Source organism: Paraniabella hibiscisoli (assembly GCF_022512515.1).
Classification (GTDB): Bacteria; Bacteroidota; Bacteroidia; order Chitinophagales; family Chitinophagaceae; genus Niabella; species Niabella hibiscisoli.
Window position 1 is genome coordinate 4513612 of the sequence record NZ_JAKWBK010000001.1, and the last position, 15555, is coordinate 4529166.

The following is a 15555-nucleotide window of genomic DNA, read 5'->3' on the forward strand; positions in this document are numbered from 1 at the left end:
CAACGATAACCGGCATCGGGTTCAACGCCGGCTATCGTTTTAGGGAATAGTTATTTTGTAACACTTTGCGCAGTATTGGAGACTTCGGCCCAGGCTTCCCATTCTGCCAGGCGCTGGTGGTAGGCACTGCGGGTCCAGGGTAATGCCTGGTTGCCCAAAAAGAACCTTAGTGGAGGTGCGGGTGCATCCACTATGGTAAACAACGCCTGAGGGGTTGCAGCAGGATCTCCTTTTTCCAGGTTCTGCAGGTTTTCCGCAAAGCTGGCTTTTAGATCGGAGTAAATATCAAGGCTTTCAGCAAATTTTAAGGACTGCTGACTGCCAAATTCGGTAGCATAGGCACCTGGCTCTATTATAGTTACTTTGATGCCAAAATGCTTAACTTCTTCCGCCAGGCTTTCATGAATAGCTTCGAAAGCCCATTTGGAAGAACAATAGTAACCAATTACAGGAAGCGTTACGTGACCAAGGTTGCTCGAAACACCTAATATATGTCCATGGCCCTGCTGCCGAAGCAGTGGCAGCGCGGCCTGTATTACCGCCACGGGTCCCAGAACATTGGTTTCATATAATGCGCGTATCTCCTCAGCCCGGGCTTCTTCTATGGTACCTACCAGGGAGTAGCCTGCGTTGTTCAGCACTATATCCAGCTTGCCAAAATGAGCATGCGCCTGTTGCACGACTTTTTTACCTTTTCTGCATTGGTCACATCCAGCGCAAGGGTTAATACCCGGTTGCCATACTTTTCGTTGAGGTCAGTGATGCTATCCACACTGCGTGCCGTAGCTGCTACCCGGTCCCCACGTTCCAGGGCTGCTTCTGTCCATACCCGGCCAAAACCACGAGAAGCACCCGTAATCAGCCATACTTTACCAGTTGTTGTCTCTGTCATATTAATTATTTAGAGACCAAAGGTTGTAATTGCTATAAAACTCCGCCTAGGCTAAACGAGGTACTTTGTGTTCAAATTGCGGATAAGAGAAATTAGGCTCAACAGGAATAATGACCCGCACGGGTTACTCTGGTTGACTTATTTTTAAAGCTTGTAATATTTTATGGAAAATGGCTGTGTTTTCGTAAACACCCCTGAATAACTGTGATTGTGGTCCGTAAGCGAATACAGGAACCGGTATAGCGGTGTGATCACCGGTAGAAAACTGGCCGCTAATAAAGTTACGGCAATAATCGCCGGCAGTTAAGGTGAGACCACCTGTTTCATGATCACCCGTTACAATTACCAGCGTTTCGCCATTACCATCTGCAAAACGCATGGCAGCGCCAACAACCTGATCAAAGTCTTTTAACTCCGTTACCACATCTGGTAATACATTCGCATGCCCTCCATGATCAATTTGTGCTCCCTCCAACATTAATAGGAACCCATTTTTGTTTTTGGATAACCGCTGCAGGCTTTTTTCAAATACCTGTGAGGACCAGTCTTTACGACCTTTTGATGTTCTCAAAGAGGCAACGCTGTCAGCAATAATTAATGGCTTAGCCTGCGACCAATCTGTACCGGAAACCGAGTTGGATATGGCAAATCTTTTCGCCAGATCGGAGAAGACAGGGTCTTTTTGGATGGCGCCGGCGCCGGCCAATATATCCACAGGGGCACTCAATAGGTCTTTTAGTATACCGGGGTAGTTGCTACGTTCGGCACGATGGCCATAGAAAGCAGCCGGAGTAGCGTCGCGCATGTCGCCACTGGTAATAATTCCGGTTTTCATATTTTTCCGGGCGATAATCTCCGTTAAAGAAGGACGAACCAACCCTGTGTGGTCAACACCAACTGAACGATTATTGCCCTTGTAGCCAGATGAAATAGCCGTTGCACCCGGGGCGGAATCAGTAATATAATTATCATAGGAGCTGGTTTTAGACAAGCCTATCTGCATCATATTAAATACATTCAGCGACTGGTTATTGGCCGTATAGCCCGCATACCATTGCGCCAAACCAGTACCATCACCTATTAATATAATCAGGTTTTTCACTGGCTTGTCGAGACCGTCATTGCGATATGCAGGTTGATAAACAATATGCGTTTCGTCCGCTTTATAATAACGGTTGGGAAGGGTTTGCAAAAAACCGGTAAGCAACTCAATATGATCGGTATTAATTAAATCTACCCCCATGTCAAGGTAACTGTACCAGCTATTGACTATGTCGGGCGCGTTCCAGAAACGGATCCTTTTGTGCTGACGATGCGCCAGGGCAATGGCATTATTTATTTTGTTTTTTTCACTTTCCGGTATTCTGCCTTTGCCATTCCATTTGGTATAGTTTGCAAAATTGTCACTGAATAAAGCGATTTTGGAAAGAGCAGCAGGATCATATGATAGGGATAGGTCTCCGTCGAAAAGGAGCCAGGAAGGATATTGGTTGTAACTTTCTACCGATGGACGATTACCTGTAATAACAAAATGTAAGGTTTTACAGGCCGTGAGATCAGGATATTGTTTAAGCTGCTCCAGCAATACCTGTAAGGTGGGCATGGCCGGAGTCTTTAAATCGATCAATAATTGCAGGTGGCGTGAACTGTCTGCGTATACATGCCCATTATTTTTACGAACAACAGCTTGCAGCGGTCTTAAATACAACTCATCCAGCGTGCGGGTAGTCTCTATTTCTTTGACCGTATGCGCCACCATCAGGTTACCGCCCTGTAGAAAGATGTCGGTTTCAATAGATCCGAACCCTTCATGATAGGCCTGCCAAAAGGGAAATTTCTGTAGGTAATCATTATGAGAATGGGCCTTTTCGGAGGTGACCTTCGAAAATTGGGACTGGGCGTTCAATGCCAGGCCGTTTAATACTAACAAAGCCAGTGACAAAATTTTGTGTAAAAGCAATAACTGTTTCATGTACTAAAATGATCTTTGGGGTAATTGTGCAATTTCAACTGATACGTACGCAAAATTGCATTTAAAAAAATCAAAGATTCATTATCTCTGCCCAAATAATACATCATTTAGATTACGAAACTGTTATATAATGGTAATCTGTTTTGATGGCTGCTTTTAAACGTATGTGCATGTTAATACAGTTTACTTGTGCTCTTTGCCTTTTACAACAAGATATACATCATTCTCGATAGGCAAATAGCCATAATCATAGCAATAAAAGTAAATCTGCCCATTTTGGTTGGTATATTGATGGGTCATCCATCTGAATTTGAAGCCCAGGTCAATCAATCTCGACTTGGGTGTGATAACAGTTTCATGATCGTTTTGCAGAAGCGATGCCAGTATTTGCCTGTTCTTCTTAAGATCATTGTTAATGTTACGTATAACTTCCGTATTCACGCCGTTCGCACGGTTGTTATAAGCATTACGACAATAGTCATCACAAAATTTCTTGTCACTTCGTCCTTTTACGGGTTTGCCACAGGCCAGGCAATTCTTGGAGTGCATTTCCATAATCAGCAATTTTTTGAAAGTAAATCTTAGGTTATTGGTAAGGTCGATTCTAAAGCCCTGGAATAGTTTTAGAACGACCTAAAAAATCTATATGAAAATTACGAAAATGATTACGTATATAAAAAAATATCGATTGATTTTCAGATGTTTGAAATTTTGTAGCCGTTTTTAAACGCTTATAAACGTTTATTGTCGTAAGTAAACGTTTAAAATACGACTATGGGGTTTTGCCAATAGCATCTTTGTGTTGTCAATCAGTGGCGCCACTGAGAGATTGAGATAAAAAATTTTTAACCGTCCGTTTTAGCGGATACAAAACTTAAAGTTATGTACGCATTAAAAAACAAAGTTCAGTTAATTGGAAATTTAGGTGCAGCTCCTGAAATCAAGACTATGGAGAGTGGTAAAAAGATGGCCCGTTTCAGTATAGCAACCAGCGAAACCTATAAGAATAGTAAGGAGAGCGCGTAAAAGAAACCCAATGGCATAATGTAGTAGCCTGGGGGCAGGTTGCCGAAATAGCCAATAAATATTTAACCAAGGGGAAAGAAGTAGCCATCGAAGGCAAATTGATCAGCCGCAATTACACTGATAAAGCCGGTGTAAAGAAATATACTACAGAGGTACAAGCTAGTGAATTGTTACTGCTTGGAAGTAAGAGCTCGGAATAATTAGAAAGAGTTCGATCCTGTTAAAATGTAATGGGGTAAACCACTATTGGAGATGTTTCAATCGGAAAATGTCAGTACAATGAGCTAACCTATGACGACCACCAATGCAGTTCCGGTATTACACCGGGCTGCATTTTTCTTTTTAATAGATTGTACGCCGCCACCATTCCCTTCAACTGTAGGTAGGAGCTAAACATATTTCTCGGTTTTTGCTTTGCTATTTTCACAGGAAAATTAGCGACCCTTAGTAGTTGATAAGATTAGAATTCCACTACAATAGATTATGAAATGTGCTTAGAAGAAAAACGGTAGCGCATTAAACGATTTTTAGAACTACAAGTTAGTATTTACGTATTGATTTAAACATGTATTTTAAAAATACTAGCCGATGCTTTCGATGTAATCGATAACGACCTGGCGTTTTCTATCGGAGACCGGTATCTTATCTCCGTTTGTCATTTCCAGGTACCCGTCTTTAAAATATTTCCTGATATAAGCAGTGTTCGCCAGATAGGACTGATGGCAACGAATAAAAATATTTTCTGATAAGATGCTTTCGTATTCTTTCAATATTTTACTAACCAATATTTTACTGCCATCCTCCAGAAAAAAGTAGTGTATCCCTTATCACTCTGACAGTAAATAATATCTTTTACAAATACTATTTGCGTAAAGTCAAAACTTTTCAGCGCAATCCGTTCAAGTTGTGCAACGCCTGTGTATCGCCTTGCGGCAATTTCCATCTGCTGTCGATTAAATTTATAGGCCTGATCTTTTCGATAACACCGGTCAATGGTTTCTTCAAAGGCAGAAGGATCAATAGGTTTGAGCAAATAGCCAAATGCGCCTATATTTAAAGCATCAATAGCATATTGGTTATAGGCAGTTATGAAAATGACATGAGCGTTTGTTTCGACAGTGCTTAACAAGGTAAAGCTATTGCCATCTTTTAGCTGTATATCAGCCAGAATTAATTCTGGCTGATATTGGAGAATTTCATTTTTAGCTTTTTGAATATCGGCCGCATAACCTACAACCTGCAGGTAAGGTATTTTATCTACAAGAGAAAGAAGGTATTTTAAAATATTTACCTCGTCTTCTAATATGTATACTTTCATTTTCCTGTTTAAACAATGATTAATGGGATATGTATCCGGGCGGTCCATCCTTGCTGATCCATGTTGGGGCCCGCCTCAAACCATGCTTTCTTTTCCTGCCGGTTAAACAATACGTCCAGGCGCTCCTGTATAATAACTTTAGAAAGAGATTTTTTAGGTGTAATGGTCTGCGCCTGCTGATGCTGTAGTCCAACTCCATTATCGATAATTTGTATTAACAATTGATTGGCCTCTTCTCGCAAGCTGATTGTAAGTATACCACCATAGTCGATACTCTTAAAACCGTGCTCTATACTATTTTCAATAAATGGCTGCAATAACAAAGGGGTATCATTGTAGTTTCTAAGTCTACATTACCAGTATCAATATTATAATCGAATTGGTTCTCAAATCGCATTTGCTGCAGGTGTATATAGTTTTTTAAAGACTCAATTTCTTCGGAAAGCGTAATATATTCATTTCGGTTTAATTCCAAAAAGTTACGCATTAGCCTGGAGAAAGAGACCAGGTAGTTATTAGCTTTAACCTTATTGTCGCTGCTGATAAGTCCTTGTAAATTAGCTATAGCATTATAAATAAAATGAGGGTTTAGTTGCATTTGACTGGTTTTTTGCTCTAAAACCAGTCTTTTATTTTCAATTTTTAGCTTTTCGTTTTTCTCCTTTAAAATGCGCTTTTTCGAGTAACTATAAAGATATAGGCCTAAAACAATAATCAGTACTGCTATCGAGAAGAATATCCATCTTTGTTGAAAAATAATTCTTTGATTGAGAATATTAGTAGTGTTTAGGGCCGCTATTACCTGGTCTTTCTTTTCGGTTTGATATTGTGTGTGTATTGCCTCAATTTTTTCATTTTGTATCCTTGTTGTATTCCTCTTATATATCTGTAGCGCAGAATCCGCAACAATCATAGCGTTTCTATAGTCGCCTTTAGCTCTATACATATCTCTAAGGCCGTTGTAAAATGGAAATAAACTTACATTGGGATCGAACTGCCTGGACCATTGAATGCCCCTGTTGTAATAGTAGATGGCAGAATCCACCTGGCCATCTTTGTTAAAACTGGTAGCCAGATTATTGAACCAATAAGTAGATAGGAGGTTATGGCGGGAGAAGTATTCAAAAAATAGCCTGCTTTTAACCAGCGCCTCTTTAGTTTGACCCTTAAGCGCATATAACTGCGATTCATAATCATAGGTACGCATTAATGCGGTGCTGTCTTTTATATGCAACGCCAGGCTACGGCTGCTATCGAGGGATTGACGCATAGCCAAAGTGTCATGCATGGTTTCCGCAAGCATAAAAGAAATATCGTGGAAGCGCTGGGCTATAATCGGATGAGATCGGAAAGGATGATTTTGGTAATAGAGATCTGTATACTCTTTTGCTTTTTTTATATTATGGTTGTTGTAATAAGCTTTTGCCAACAGATCGTACAATCGATAGGTAAAGCTACTTTGGGAGGATTCTGCCTGTTTTATTACATCGAGTATCCTGATCATTATATCCGATGCCACGGTGCCTTGCTGATTGATAAGAATACTCAATTCCTGGTATTGTTTTAATATAGTCCACTCGCTTAATTTTTCCGGAATATTTATCTTGTCATAGTAGGAAGCTGCACTGTCGGGCTGGTTTTTCAGGGAGTACTCATATCCCCTGAAGTAATTATAATATAGGTCATTTTTGACACTCTTCTTTCTTAAGCCCGTAAGTACAGAGTCTATCAATGCCAGGCGTTGTGGCGTATTAAGGGTATCTACACAAAGTGCCATATCCAGATACTGCCGGTCATTTGAGACAGAGGTTTCGCTTATCTCTCCGTCGATGTTTTTACAGGATACCATACAAAGCAGCAACAATATAATCAGTGATGGTAAGTTTATATTCAACATTTTGCAATAACAGATTCTATTTTTGATAGAATAAATCTTTAAAAATATAAATATAGTATGCAGGCTGGTCAACTAGTAAATTTCCGCCCATTATTATAAATATTTGTATCATTTAAAGTTATAAGTTAAGTTAATGGGCCTTATAAAGTCGTATTAGTTTTATTATATAAGCTTCGTATATTCACTGCATGAATGTGTTACAGTTTACAATACCCGTTTCTCACGATAAATCTGTAATCAGCCAGGAGGAACAGCTCCCGTATTTTTATCCCTATCTGCACCGGCATCTTGAAATTCAACTCACATGGATCATTGAAGGTGTGGGCAGTTTTGTAGCAGGAACCAACGTATATTCCTTTAATGCAGGCGATATCTTTTTATAGGCGCCAATCAACCTCATCTGTTTAAAAGCGGACCTGAATACTTTACCGCCGATCCCAATAAAATCATTCGCTCACTTACCATCTTCTTCGATCCCACTGAAAAGCTTAAATTTCTTTTTGCAGCCCCGGAAATGAAAATGCTCAAAAATTTCCTGGACAGGCATAACAGTGGTTTTAAAATCCCTGATGCACATAGGGATCATGTTGCCGACAAAATGCTGGCCCTGAATAGCGCCCGTAATGCAGACAGGCTTATTTACTTTTTCGAACTACTTCAGTACCTGAACGCCATTAATAAAGAGCTTGAACCTCTATCGACGAGGGTTCCTGATAAGGTAAGCGATACGGAGGGCATCCGAATAGGCCAGGTATACGACTATATTATGCAGCATTATCACAGCGATATTCCTTTAGAAAATGTCGCTGCTGTTTCGCATATGACACCTCAGGCTTTTTGCCGTTATTTTAAAAAGCAAACCGGACATACTTTTGTAGGATTTTTAAATGAAGTAAGAATTAACGAAGCATGTAAGAAATTAACAGCCGCTGATTTCGAAAGCGTGTCTACTGTTGCCTATACATCCGGATTCAACAGCATTACCAACTTCAACCGTGTTTTTAAAACCGTAACAGGCAAGTCTCCTCTCGAATACCTGAAAGAGTACCGGGACGCCTCAGGTAATTAGTATACTTACTCATTTTTAGTTTCTGATAAAATATGGTTTAAAAAGGATAAATTTTGTTTAGTCCCTGATAAGACGTCATTCTATTTTTGCTGAAACAAAATTTAAACGCTATGACATTTCAATGGAAAGGTGTGATGCCTGCTTTAACCACCAAGTTTACCGACAATGATGAGTTAGATTTCGCTTTGTTTGAAAAAATCTGGATGCACAGCTGGCTGCCGGGATTGAGGGCGTTATTTTAGGTGGCACTTTGGGAGAGGCGAGCGTTTTAACGATCAGCGAGAAAGAGCGCTTAATCAAATTTGCTATAGAAAAAATACAGGGACGGGTTCCGGTGATTCTAAATATCGCGGAAGGCAGTACCAAACTGGCTTTGGAACAAGCTGCATTGGGAAAACAATGGGGTGTAGATGGACTGATGATGTTGCCGCCTATGCGTTATGTACCCGATCATCGCGAATTGGTGACCTATTTTAAAACGGTTGCAGATAGTACCAATCTACCTATCATGATCTATAATAATCCTGTTGATTATAAAACATTAGTGACCCTTGATGCCTTTGAAGAATTGACAGCCTGTGCAAATATTACTGCGGTAAAAGAAAGCACCAGGGATGTTTCGAATGTAACCCGGATGAAAACCAAATTCGGCGACCGTTATGCCGTTCTTTGTGGCGTTGACACATTAACCCTGGAAGAGTTGGTAGCAGGCGCCGATGGATTAGTAGCCGGGTTGGTTTGTGCGTTCCCAGCAGAAACGGTAGCCTTATATAAGTTGATCAAAGCCGGGCGTTTGGCTGAAGCTATAGAAATCTATAGGTGGTTTCTTCCATTATTGGAGCTGGACATTCATGTAAAACTAGTACAATACATTAAATTAGCGGAGCAACAAACAGGTATTGGCAGCGAGTATGTGCGCGCCCCCGATTAACTTTGATAGGAGAGGAAAGGGAGCGTATTCTTCATTTGATTAATCAAGGTATTGCCAATCGTCCTGATGTTACTCATATTATCGGCAAAAAAGAAGCAATTGCAGAATCAGCATCACTATAGTATAGTGGTATTAATATTGTGCTATATTAGTTAACACCGTTCGACTATTTATAAGACCAGGCGAACAGTGAAAACCATTTTAAATAGATAATTACAAATTAGACGAATGTTTCAGGATTCAACCCCAGAAAAAATTAACCAGTTTATGGAAAGCGCATGGAGCGCTTTTCATGTTTATAGAAAATGTTCCCTTAAGGAAAGAGCCCATTTTATGCGCACTATAGCTGTAGAAATAGAAGCGCTGGGTGATGAGTTGATAGTAGTGGCGGGCAAAGAAACCAATTTGCCGGAAGCTAGATTAAAAGGTGAACGGGCACGTACCATTTTTCAGCTAAATTCTTACGCAGAAGCTTGTGAAAGAGGAGAGTGGCTGGAAGCAAGGATTGATACCGCTATACCAGATAAAACTCCTCCCAAGCCCGATATCCGCAAAATGCTGGTACCGTTAGGACCTGTAGTAGTTTTCGGTGCCTCTAATTTTCCCTTTGCTTATTCAACAGCGGGTGGAGATACGGCGACTGCCTTTGCTGCGGGTTGCCCCGTAATTGTAAAAGCGCATCCGGCGCATGCACAAACCAGTGAACTGGTAGCTAAAGCGATAACCAAAGCTGTGGTAAAAGCCGGCTTACCTGTTGGCGTTTTTACACATGTGCATGGAAAAAGTTTTGAAGTAGGACAGGCCTTAATAGAACACCCTTACACGAAAGCAGTGGGTTTTACAGGTTCTTTCACAGGCGGCAAGCAGCTGTTCGACTGGGCTAATGCGCGAAAAGAGCCCATTCCTGTATTTGCGGAAATGAGCAGTATTAATCCCGTATTTCTGATGCCGGAAAAAATGAAAATGGCTGCTTCAGAAATAGCAAAGCAATATGCCGGTTCTATCACATTAGGTGTAGGCCAGTTTTGCACCAATCCGGGGTTATTGATTGGCATAGAAGGAGATGATCTGGAACAATTCATGGCTACTTTGGCTAGGGAAATTCAATCCATTCCCCGGCCACGATGTTGCATGAAGGCATCAGCAAAAACTATAGTCAAAAACGGGAGCAAGCCATTGCTCAACCAGGTGTCGATACTTTATCTGTATCAACGATTGAGGTTGCCGCAAACCAGGGACAACCCACTATCACGGCTGTAAGCGCTGCTACGTTCATTAACAACCCGGTATTGCACCAGGAAGTGTTTGGTCCTTACTCCTTAATTATCCGTTGTAAAGATCTGCAGCAAATGCTGGAAGTTACGAAGCACATCGAAGGCCAGCTAACAGCCACATTGATGGCTACCGATGCAGATATTGTTAACAATCCGGAACTCGTCGATGCTGTTCAAAATATTTGTGGACGTTTTATTTTAAACGGTGTTCCAACCGGTGTGGAAGTTTGCTTAAGCATGCAGCACGGTGGTCCGTTTCCTTCAACTACGGACTCCCGGTTTTCTTCCGTAGGAGCGGACGGTATTAAACGCTTTGTAAGACCGGTGGCTTTTCAAAACTGGACTGACGCACTGTTGCCTGATGAACTGAAAAATGAAAACCCTTTAGGTATTTGGAGAACTGTAAACGATACACTTACCCAAGAACCTGTTAATTAATAACTGTAAGTTGACAAGAAAGTTTGTGTAATAGACTAAGATTTCGGATAAACAATGAAGTATACTTTTGATTGTGTAGATGCTCATACCTGTGGCAATCCGGTACGACTGGTAAAAAAAGGTGGTCCGGAATTGCAGGGCCATAATATGAGTGAAAAACGGCAACATTTTTTACGCGAATATGATTGGATAAGAACCGGGCTGATGTTTGAGCCGCGTGGTCACGATATGATGAGTGGCAGTGTTCTATACGCACCTCATGATCCTGCAAATGATGTAGCAGTGTTGTTTATTGAAACCAGCGGCTGTTTACCCATGTGCGGTCATGGCACTATAGGTACTATTACCATTGCTATCGAAGAAGGGTTGATACAACCGAAGACACCTGGTATTGTACGGATGGAAGCTCCGGCCGGGCTGGTGATGATAGAATATAAGCAGGTTGAAGGCAAAGTGAAAACAGTGAAACTAACCAATGTTCCGGCGTTTTTACACTCTACAGAACTGGTAGTTAATTGTCCTGAACTGGGTGAGTTGGTTGTGGATGTTGCTTACGGGGGCAATTTCTATGCCATTGTAGATGCCCAAAAAAACTACAAAGGTATTGATGAATATAGTGCCGACAAATTAATTGCCTGGGCGCGGGAATTGCGTAAGAATATCAATGACAAATATGAGTTTGTACATCCGGATGATCCGACGATCAATGGCTGTTCGCATATTTTATGGACCGGCGATACCATAGATAAGACCTCCACTGCACGCAATGCAGTATTCTATGGCGATAAAGCAATAGACCGAAGTCCTTGCGGAACTGGTACTTCAGCCCGTATGGCACAATGGTATACAAAAGGGAAGTTGAAAAAAGGTGATGAATTTATACACGAAAGCATTATCGGTAGTAAGTTCATCGGCAGGATAGAAGAGGAAACCTCCCTTGCGGGTAAAGCTGCTATCAGACCATCTGTTGAAGGCTGGGCAAAACTGTATGGCTATAATACGATATGGATTGATAAAGAAGACGATCCTTACGCACACGGATTCCAGGTGATCTGATGAGTGATCTGTAATGAGTAATGAGAGAAGAAAGGAAGAAGGAATAAAATTATTATAAGATGAATGTTGTAATTATTGGTGGAGGTATCATTGGTTTGGCTGGAGCCTATTATTTAAGAAAAGCCGGACTGGAAGTATCAGTAGTTGATAAGAATGATATCACTGATGGCTGTTCATTTGGTAATATTGGTTATATATCACCTTCCCATTTTATTCCTTTAGCAACACCAGGAATTATTAAACAAGGTATGAAATGGATGATGAGTTCTTCTTCTCCATTTTTTATTAAGCCACGGTTAAATGCAGACCTGGTAAGATGGGGACTCGCATTCCGGAAGTCAGCTAACAAATCACTGGTAGAAACAAATGCACCACATTTGAATAACCTGTTGCAGCTTTCACGTCAGCTAATGACGGATCTGAAAAACGACCTGGAGGATTTTGACCTGCTTGAAAAAGGCGTCTTTATGCTTTATAAATCCGAGCTCACGGGTCATCATGAAAAAGAAATGGCCGAACAGGCCGCGTTATTCGGACTTAAAACAGTTGTTTGCAATAAACAACAGGTACAAGACTATGAAACCGAAACGGAAGTAGATGTGGCCGGGGGAGTTCTTTACCTCGATGATTGTCACGTAAATCCTGCAAAATTAATGCAGGCTTTATACAGACGTTTGCGGGAGATGGGCGTTCATTTTTATTTAAACGCTGAGGTGACAGACTTTGAAAAAACAGGTAATAAGATCACATCCGTGGTTACCCATACCCAACCTATTCCGGCTGATGAAGTGATCATTGCCAACGGCTCGTGGATGGGTGAGTTATCAAAACTCCTGGGCATCAGAATATTATTACAGCCTGGCAAGGGTTACAGTATGGTGTATGATCAGTTAGCTCATAACCTGCAATATCCATCTATACTAGTAGACGATCGGGTTGCCACTGCACCCATCGATCGTTGGCTGCGCATTGGTGGCACCATGGAAATGAGCGGTCATAGCGATAACATTCTTCCTAAAAGAGTACAATCCATTTATGATGCATTTAAAAAGTACTATCCTAAAATGAACCTGCCTCAGCCGGATACCAGCAAAGCCTGGTTTGGTTACAGGCCTGTAAGTCCCGATGGGTTACCTTATATCGGCAGGCACCATCAATATAAAAACCTCACTTATGCAGGAGGACATGCCATGATGGGCGTGAGTTGCGCTACCGGAACGGGTATATTATTGAATGAAATTATTCAGCATCAACCTACCAGCATTAAAATTGATGCTTTCAGTCCGGAGCGATTTTAACAGGAGCAAATAAAATAATCTATCGCGACCAAATAGTGTCTTGACAGTCTGTGGTAATTAATTTTGCTTTCGCAAGAAACGAATTTTGAAAATGATGAGACTGAGTAAGAGATTGTAGTTGTGTTTTCAGCTTTTCGCAAGCCTGTCTATAGTTTAAGTTTTTATACTCGTTGTTAGGAAGATTAAAATAGGTATTTTCATGCTCAGACAACAAAGCCGCATTGATGATAGTTTTACCATCTTTTGAATAAGTCTTTTCACCCCAAAAAACAAGAGTGTAAGTATTGTCCGGACCTGATTTGATATCCGTTCCATAAAAAATGCCGAAATTATAGCGATCGAAAGCTGCGGCAGGGCCTTCTCTTTGATAAATATGATCCAACCATTCCTCCAAAGTTTTAAACCGTGATACAAAGCCAGGAGGTGGCGGATCCATTTCTTGTGTGGAGTAATAGCCTGCAGATATGGTTTCCCTGACAATAGACAGGTCTTGACCCGTGTTTTGCTGATGATTACAGGATACGCAAAACACGATGAGCAGAATAGGCCACCAGGAAACAATCTTCATCTTAGATTTACATTTTTAGAACGATCACCGCCGGATCCGGCTCATCAATACTGCTCCTTCTCGTTGGGGAAATCATTACTTTTTACATCATTCACGTATGATTTAACTGCTTCTGTAGCCTGCTCAAAAATATTCAGGTATTGACGGAGAAATTTAGGTTTAAACTCAGTATTAATGCCCAGCATATCATGCATCACCAATACCTGGCCATCGCAATATTTACCGGCCCCGATACCAATTACGGGAATATGAATACTTTCAGTCACTTCTTTTGCTAGTGAAGCCGGTATCTTCTCCAATACCGTAGCAAAACAACCGGCTTCTTCCAGCAATTTAGCGTCTTCTTTTAATTTAGCCGCTTCTGCTTCTTCTTTGGCGCGTACAGCGTAAGTACCAAATTTATAAATGGATTGAGGTGTAAGTCCGAGGTGGCCCATTACGGGGATACCTGCAGAAACTATTTTTTTAATAGACTCAATGGCTTCTTCTCCTCCTTCGAGTTTAATCGCATGGGCGCCGGTTTCTTTCATGATTCGAATAGCCGAAGCAAGAGCTATCTCAGAATTGGATTGATAAGTACCAAAAGGAAGATCCACGACTACCAGGCATCTTTGCACACCACGTATTACAGAGGACGCATGGTAGATCATCTGGTCTAAGGTAATAGGCAAAGTGGTTTCGTGCCCCGCCATTACATTAGAAGCAGAATCACCCACTAATATTACATCTATACCTGCGCTATCAATGATACGGGCAAACGAATAGTCGTATGCCGTAAGCATGGATATTTTTTCACCCGCCTGCTTCATCATCATCAGGGTATTGGTAGTAATGCGTTTTACTTCTTTATTTATGGACACGATTATGTATTTTGAAAAGTGAAATTGAATATTAGCTAACGGAACCGGCTATTCGAGGCTTTTTATTACTTCATCATATAAAGCATGGGTAAGACCATCAGCCAATCCTATTTTAGGAACCAGTATTTCTTCTGCGCCGCCCCATTTTAATACATTGATGTAAATAAGCAGGGCGGGAATGATTACATCGGCACGGTCCTCGCGTAGCTTATAAGCGCTCATGCGTTCCTGGAGGTTGAGGCTGCTCATTTCTTTATAGAAATCGCGTAGTAGCATCAAAGGCAATGGGCGGCCTTCTTTTCTTTTGGAAAGTGAAAATACCTTATTAATATTACCGCCGCTACCAATTCCCATAACGCTCCTGGCGTCCTTTACCTGGGCTTTTATTGTTTCTTTCATTTCCTCCCACTGCTCTTCCTTTACCTGCTGTTTTAAAAGACGAATGGTACCGATATTAAAAGATTGTTTAAAGATCACTTTCTCATTAAGAAAAAATGTAATTTCTGTACTACCACCACCTACATCAATATAAAGGTAAAGTACATCTTTCTCCAATCCTTCCGCTATATGTGTTTCATAAATCAGCGCAGCTTCTATATCGCCCGAAATAATTTCTATATCAATTCCGGTTTCCTTTTTTACTCTATTTATGATCTCTTTGGAGTTCCGTGCGTCTCTCATGGCCGAAGTAGCACAGGCTTTCAGGTGCTTTATATCATAAGCGTCCAGTAAATTCCGGTAGGCTTTCATGGTTGAGATAAGTCTACCGGCCCTTTCGTCTGATATTTCGCCTGTTTCAAATACATCAAAGCCAAGGCGAAGGGGCACACGTATGAGGTTCGATTTTATAAATTCGGGCTGCTTTCTTTTGCTATGAAATACATCTGTGATCAATAATCTTGCTGCGTTACTTCCTATATCGATGGCTGCCAGTTTCATCCGTTCATCATTTATAA

The 15555-nt window shown here is 41.1% G+C and carries 19 protein-coding genes and 1 pseudogene; 10 read left to right on the plus strand and 10 right to left on the minus strand.

Features of this window, described 5'->3' with window-relative positions; translation table 11 throughout:
- Positions 1-50 precede the first annotated feature (50 nt).
- From MKP07_RS27660 to MKP07_RS27675, 3 genes and pseudogenes are all read right to left on the minus strand, one after another.
- A pseudogene (locus MKP07_RS27660) lies at positions 51-892 on the minus strand (SDR family NAD(P)-dependent oxidoreductase).
- A gap of 124 nt (positions 893-1016) precedes the next feature.
- Positions 1017-2864, minus strand: coding sequence for an alkaline phosphatase (locus tag MKP07_RS27670; protein ID WP_240850465.1), 1848 nt, complete (start codon positions 2862-2864; stop codon positions 1017-1019).
- Between the two features lie 183 nt (positions 2865-3047).
- Entirely contained in the window at positions 3048-3419 is a 372-nt protein-coding gene (locus MKP07_RS27675; protein ID WP_240850466.1) for a DUF2116 family Zn-ribbon domain-containing protein, read from the minus strand.
- A 327-nt stretch (positions 3420-3746) separates the two neighbouring features.
- Here MKP07_RS27675 and MKP07_RS39815 point away from each other — a divergent pair, with 327 nt between their 5' ends.
- Positions 3747-3890: a single-stranded DNA-binding protein gene (locus MKP07_RS39815; protein WP_262919518.1), complete on the plus strand. Its 144-nt coding sequence runs from the start codon at positions 3747-3749 to the stop codon at positions 3888-3890.
- A 47-nt stretch (positions 3891-3937) separates the two neighbouring features.
- Positions 3938-4090, plus strand: coding sequence for a single-stranded DNA-binding protein (locus tag MKP07_RS39820; RefSeq protein WP_317236118.1), 153 nt, complete (start codon positions 3938-3940; stop codon positions 4088-4090).
- Positions 4091-4471: 381 nt separating this feature from the next.
- Here the strand turns inward: MKP07_RS39820 and MKP07_RS27685 are convergent, their stop codons facing one another.
- From MKP07_RS27685 to MKP07_RS27700, 4 genes are read right to left on the minus strand one after another with little or no spacing between them, the layout of a single operon-like run.
- Positions 4472-4660 (minus strand): LytTR family DNA-binding domain-containing protein, encoded by a 189-nt coding sequence (locus MKP07_RS27685; RefSeq protein WP_240850467.1) that lies wholly within the window; start codon positions 4658-4660, stop codon positions 4472-4474.
- Positions 4657-5208: a LytR/AlgR family response regulator transcription factor gene (locus tag MKP07_RS27690; protein WP_240850468.1), complete on the minus strand. Its 552-nt coding sequence runs from the start codon at positions 5206-5208 to the stop codon at positions 4657-4659. The genes MKP07_RS27685 and MKP07_RS27690 overlap by 4 nt, the downstream gene beginning before the upstream one ends.
- 8 nt (positions 5209-5216) lie before the next feature.
- On the minus strand, positions 5217-5525 hold the full coding sequence (locus MKP07_RS27695; RefSeq protein ID WP_240850469.1) for a LytS family sensor histidine kinase: 309 nt from the start codon (positions 5523-5525) through the stop codon (positions 5217-5219).
- Positions 5498-7105, minus strand: a complete 1608-nt coding sequence (locus MKP07_RS27700; RefSeq protein WP_240850470.1) for a sensor histidine kinase — start codon at positions 7103-7105, stop codon at positions 5498-5500. Before MKP07_RS27700 ends, MKP07_RS27695 begins: the two co-directional genes overlap by 28 nt.
- A gap of 194 nt (positions 7106-7299) precedes the next feature.
- Here MKP07_RS27700 and MKP07_RS27705 point away from each other — a divergent pair, with 194 nt between their 5' ends.
- From MKP07_RS27705 to MKP07_RS27735, 8 genes are all read left to right on the plus strand, one after another.
- Positions 7300-7488, plus strand: a complete 189-nt coding sequence (locus MKP07_RS27705) for an AraC family ligand binding domain-containing protein (protein ID WP_240850471.1) — start codon at positions 7300-7302, stop codon at positions 7486-7488.
- Between the two features lie 131 nt (positions 7489-7619).
- Positions 7620-8174: a helix-turn-helix domain-containing protein gene (locus tag MKP07_RS27710; RefSeq protein WP_240850472.1), complete on the plus strand. Its 555-nt coding sequence runs from the start codon at positions 7620-7622 to the stop codon at positions 8172-8174.
- Between the two features lie 110 nt (positions 8175-8284).
- Entirely contained in the window at positions 8285-8416 is a 132-nt protein-coding gene (locus MKP07_RS39825) for a hypothetical protein (RefSeq protein ID WP_262919519.1), read from the plus strand.
- Between the two features lie 8 nt (positions 8417-8424).
- The gene (locus MKP07_RS27715; RefSeq protein WP_240850473.1) at positions 8425-9105 is read left to right on the plus strand and encodes a dihydrodipicolinate synthase family protein; all 681 of its coding nucleotides are present in this window, start codon (positions 8425-8427) and stop codon (positions 9103-9105) included.
- Positions 9106-9372: 267 nt separating this feature from the next.
- On the plus strand, positions 9373-10365 hold the full coding sequence (locus MKP07_RS27720) for an aldehyde dehydrogenase family protein (protein ID WP_240850474.1): 993 nt from the start codon (positions 9373-9375) through the stop codon (positions 10363-10365).
- A 29-nt stretch (positions 10366-10394) separates the two neighbouring features.
- Positions 10395-10817 (plus strand): aldehyde dehydrogenase family protein, encoded by a 423-nt coding sequence (locus MKP07_RS27725; protein ID WP_240850475.1) that lies wholly within the window; start codon positions 10395-10397, stop codon positions 10815-10817.
- A gap of 54 nt (positions 10818-10871) precedes the next feature.
- Complete coding sequence (locus MKP07_RS27730; RefSeq protein WP_240850476.1) at positions 10872-11873, plus strand: 4-hydroxyproline epimerase; 1002 nt, start codon at positions 10872-10874, stop codon at positions 11871-11873.
- 59 nt (positions 11874-11932) lie between these two features.
- Positions 11933-13171: an NAD(P)/FAD-dependent oxidoreductase gene (locus MKP07_RS27735; protein WP_240850477.1), complete on the plus strand. Its 1239-nt coding sequence runs from the start codon at positions 11933-11935 to the stop codon at positions 13169-13171.
- Positions 13172-13190: 19 nt separating this feature from the next.
- On the opposite strand, the gene MKP07_RS27740 is transcribed toward MKP07_RS27735, so the two are convergent.
- From MKP07_RS27740 to MKP07_RS27750, 3 genes are read right to left on the minus strand one after another with little or no spacing between them, the layout of a single operon-like run.
- A complete protein-coding gene (locus MKP07_RS27740) occupies positions 13191-13739 on the minus strand; it encodes a hypothetical protein (RefSeq protein ID WP_240850478.1) in 549 nt (182 codons plus the stop codon).
- A 44-nt stretch (positions 13740-13783) separates the two neighbouring features.
- Positions 13784-14599 carry a 3-methyl-2-oxobutanoate hydroxymethyltransferase gene (panB, locus tag MKP07_RS27745; RefSeq protein WP_240850479.1) on the minus strand — a complete coding sequence of 272 codons (816 nt, stop codon included), beginning with the start codon at positions 14597-14599 and terminating at the stop codon, positions 13784-13786.
- 48 nt (positions 14600-14647) lie between these two features.
- Positions 14648-15538, minus strand: coding sequence for a Ppx/GppA phosphatase family protein (locus MKP07_RS27750; protein WP_240850480.1), 891 nt, complete (start codon positions 15536-15538; stop codon positions 14648-14650).
- Between the last annotated feature and the right edge of the window lie 17 nt (positions 15539-15555).

Coding starts and splice junctions, on each gene's coding strand:
- MKP07_RS27670 (WP_240850465.1), bottom strand. CDS start 2,864: ATGAAACAGTTATTGCTTTTACACAAAATTTTGTCACTGGCTTTGTTA.
- MKP07_RS27675 (WP_240850466.1), bottom strand. CDS start 3,419: ATGGAAATGCACTCCAAGAATTGCCTGGCCTGTGGCAAACCCGTAAAA.
- MKP07_RS39815 (WP_262919518.1), top strand. CDS start 3,747: ATGTACGCATTAAAAAACAAAGTTCAGTTAATTGGAAATTTAGGTGCA.
- MKP07_RS27690 (WP_240850468.1), bottom strand. CDS start 5,208: ATGAAAGTATACATATTAGAAGACGAGGTAAATATTTTAAAATACCTT.
- MKP07_RS27700 (WP_240850470.1), bottom strand. CDS start 7,105: ATGTTGAATATAAACTTACCATCACTGATTATATTGTTGCTGCTTTGT.
- MKP07_RS27710 (WP_240850472.1), top strand. CDS start 7,620: ATGAAAATGCTCAAAAATTTCCTGGACAGGCATAACAGTGGTTTTAAA.
- MKP07_RS39825 (WP_262919519.1), top strand. CDS start 8,285: ATGACATTTCAATGGAAAGGTGTGATGCCTGCTTTAACCACCAAGTTT.
- MKP07_RS27720 (WP_240850474.1), top strand. CDS start 9,373: ATGGAAAGCGCATGGAGCGCTTTTCATGTTTATAGAAAATGTTCCCTT.
- MKP07_RS27730 (WP_240850476.1), top strand. CDS start 10,872: ATGAAGTATACTTTTGATTGTGTAGATGCTCATACCTGTGGCAATCCG.
- MKP07_RS27735 (WP_240850477.1), top strand. CDS start 11,933: ATGAATGTTGTAATTATTGGTGGAGGTATCATTGGTTTGGCTGGAGCC.
- MKP07_RS27740 (WP_240850478.1), bottom strand. CDS start 13,739: ATGAAGATTGTTTCCTGGTGGCCTATTCTGCTCATCGTGTTTTGCGTA.
- MKP07_RS27750 (WP_240850480.1), bottom strand. CDS start 15,538: ATGAAACTGGCAGCCATCGATATAGGAAGTAACGCAGCAAGATTATTG.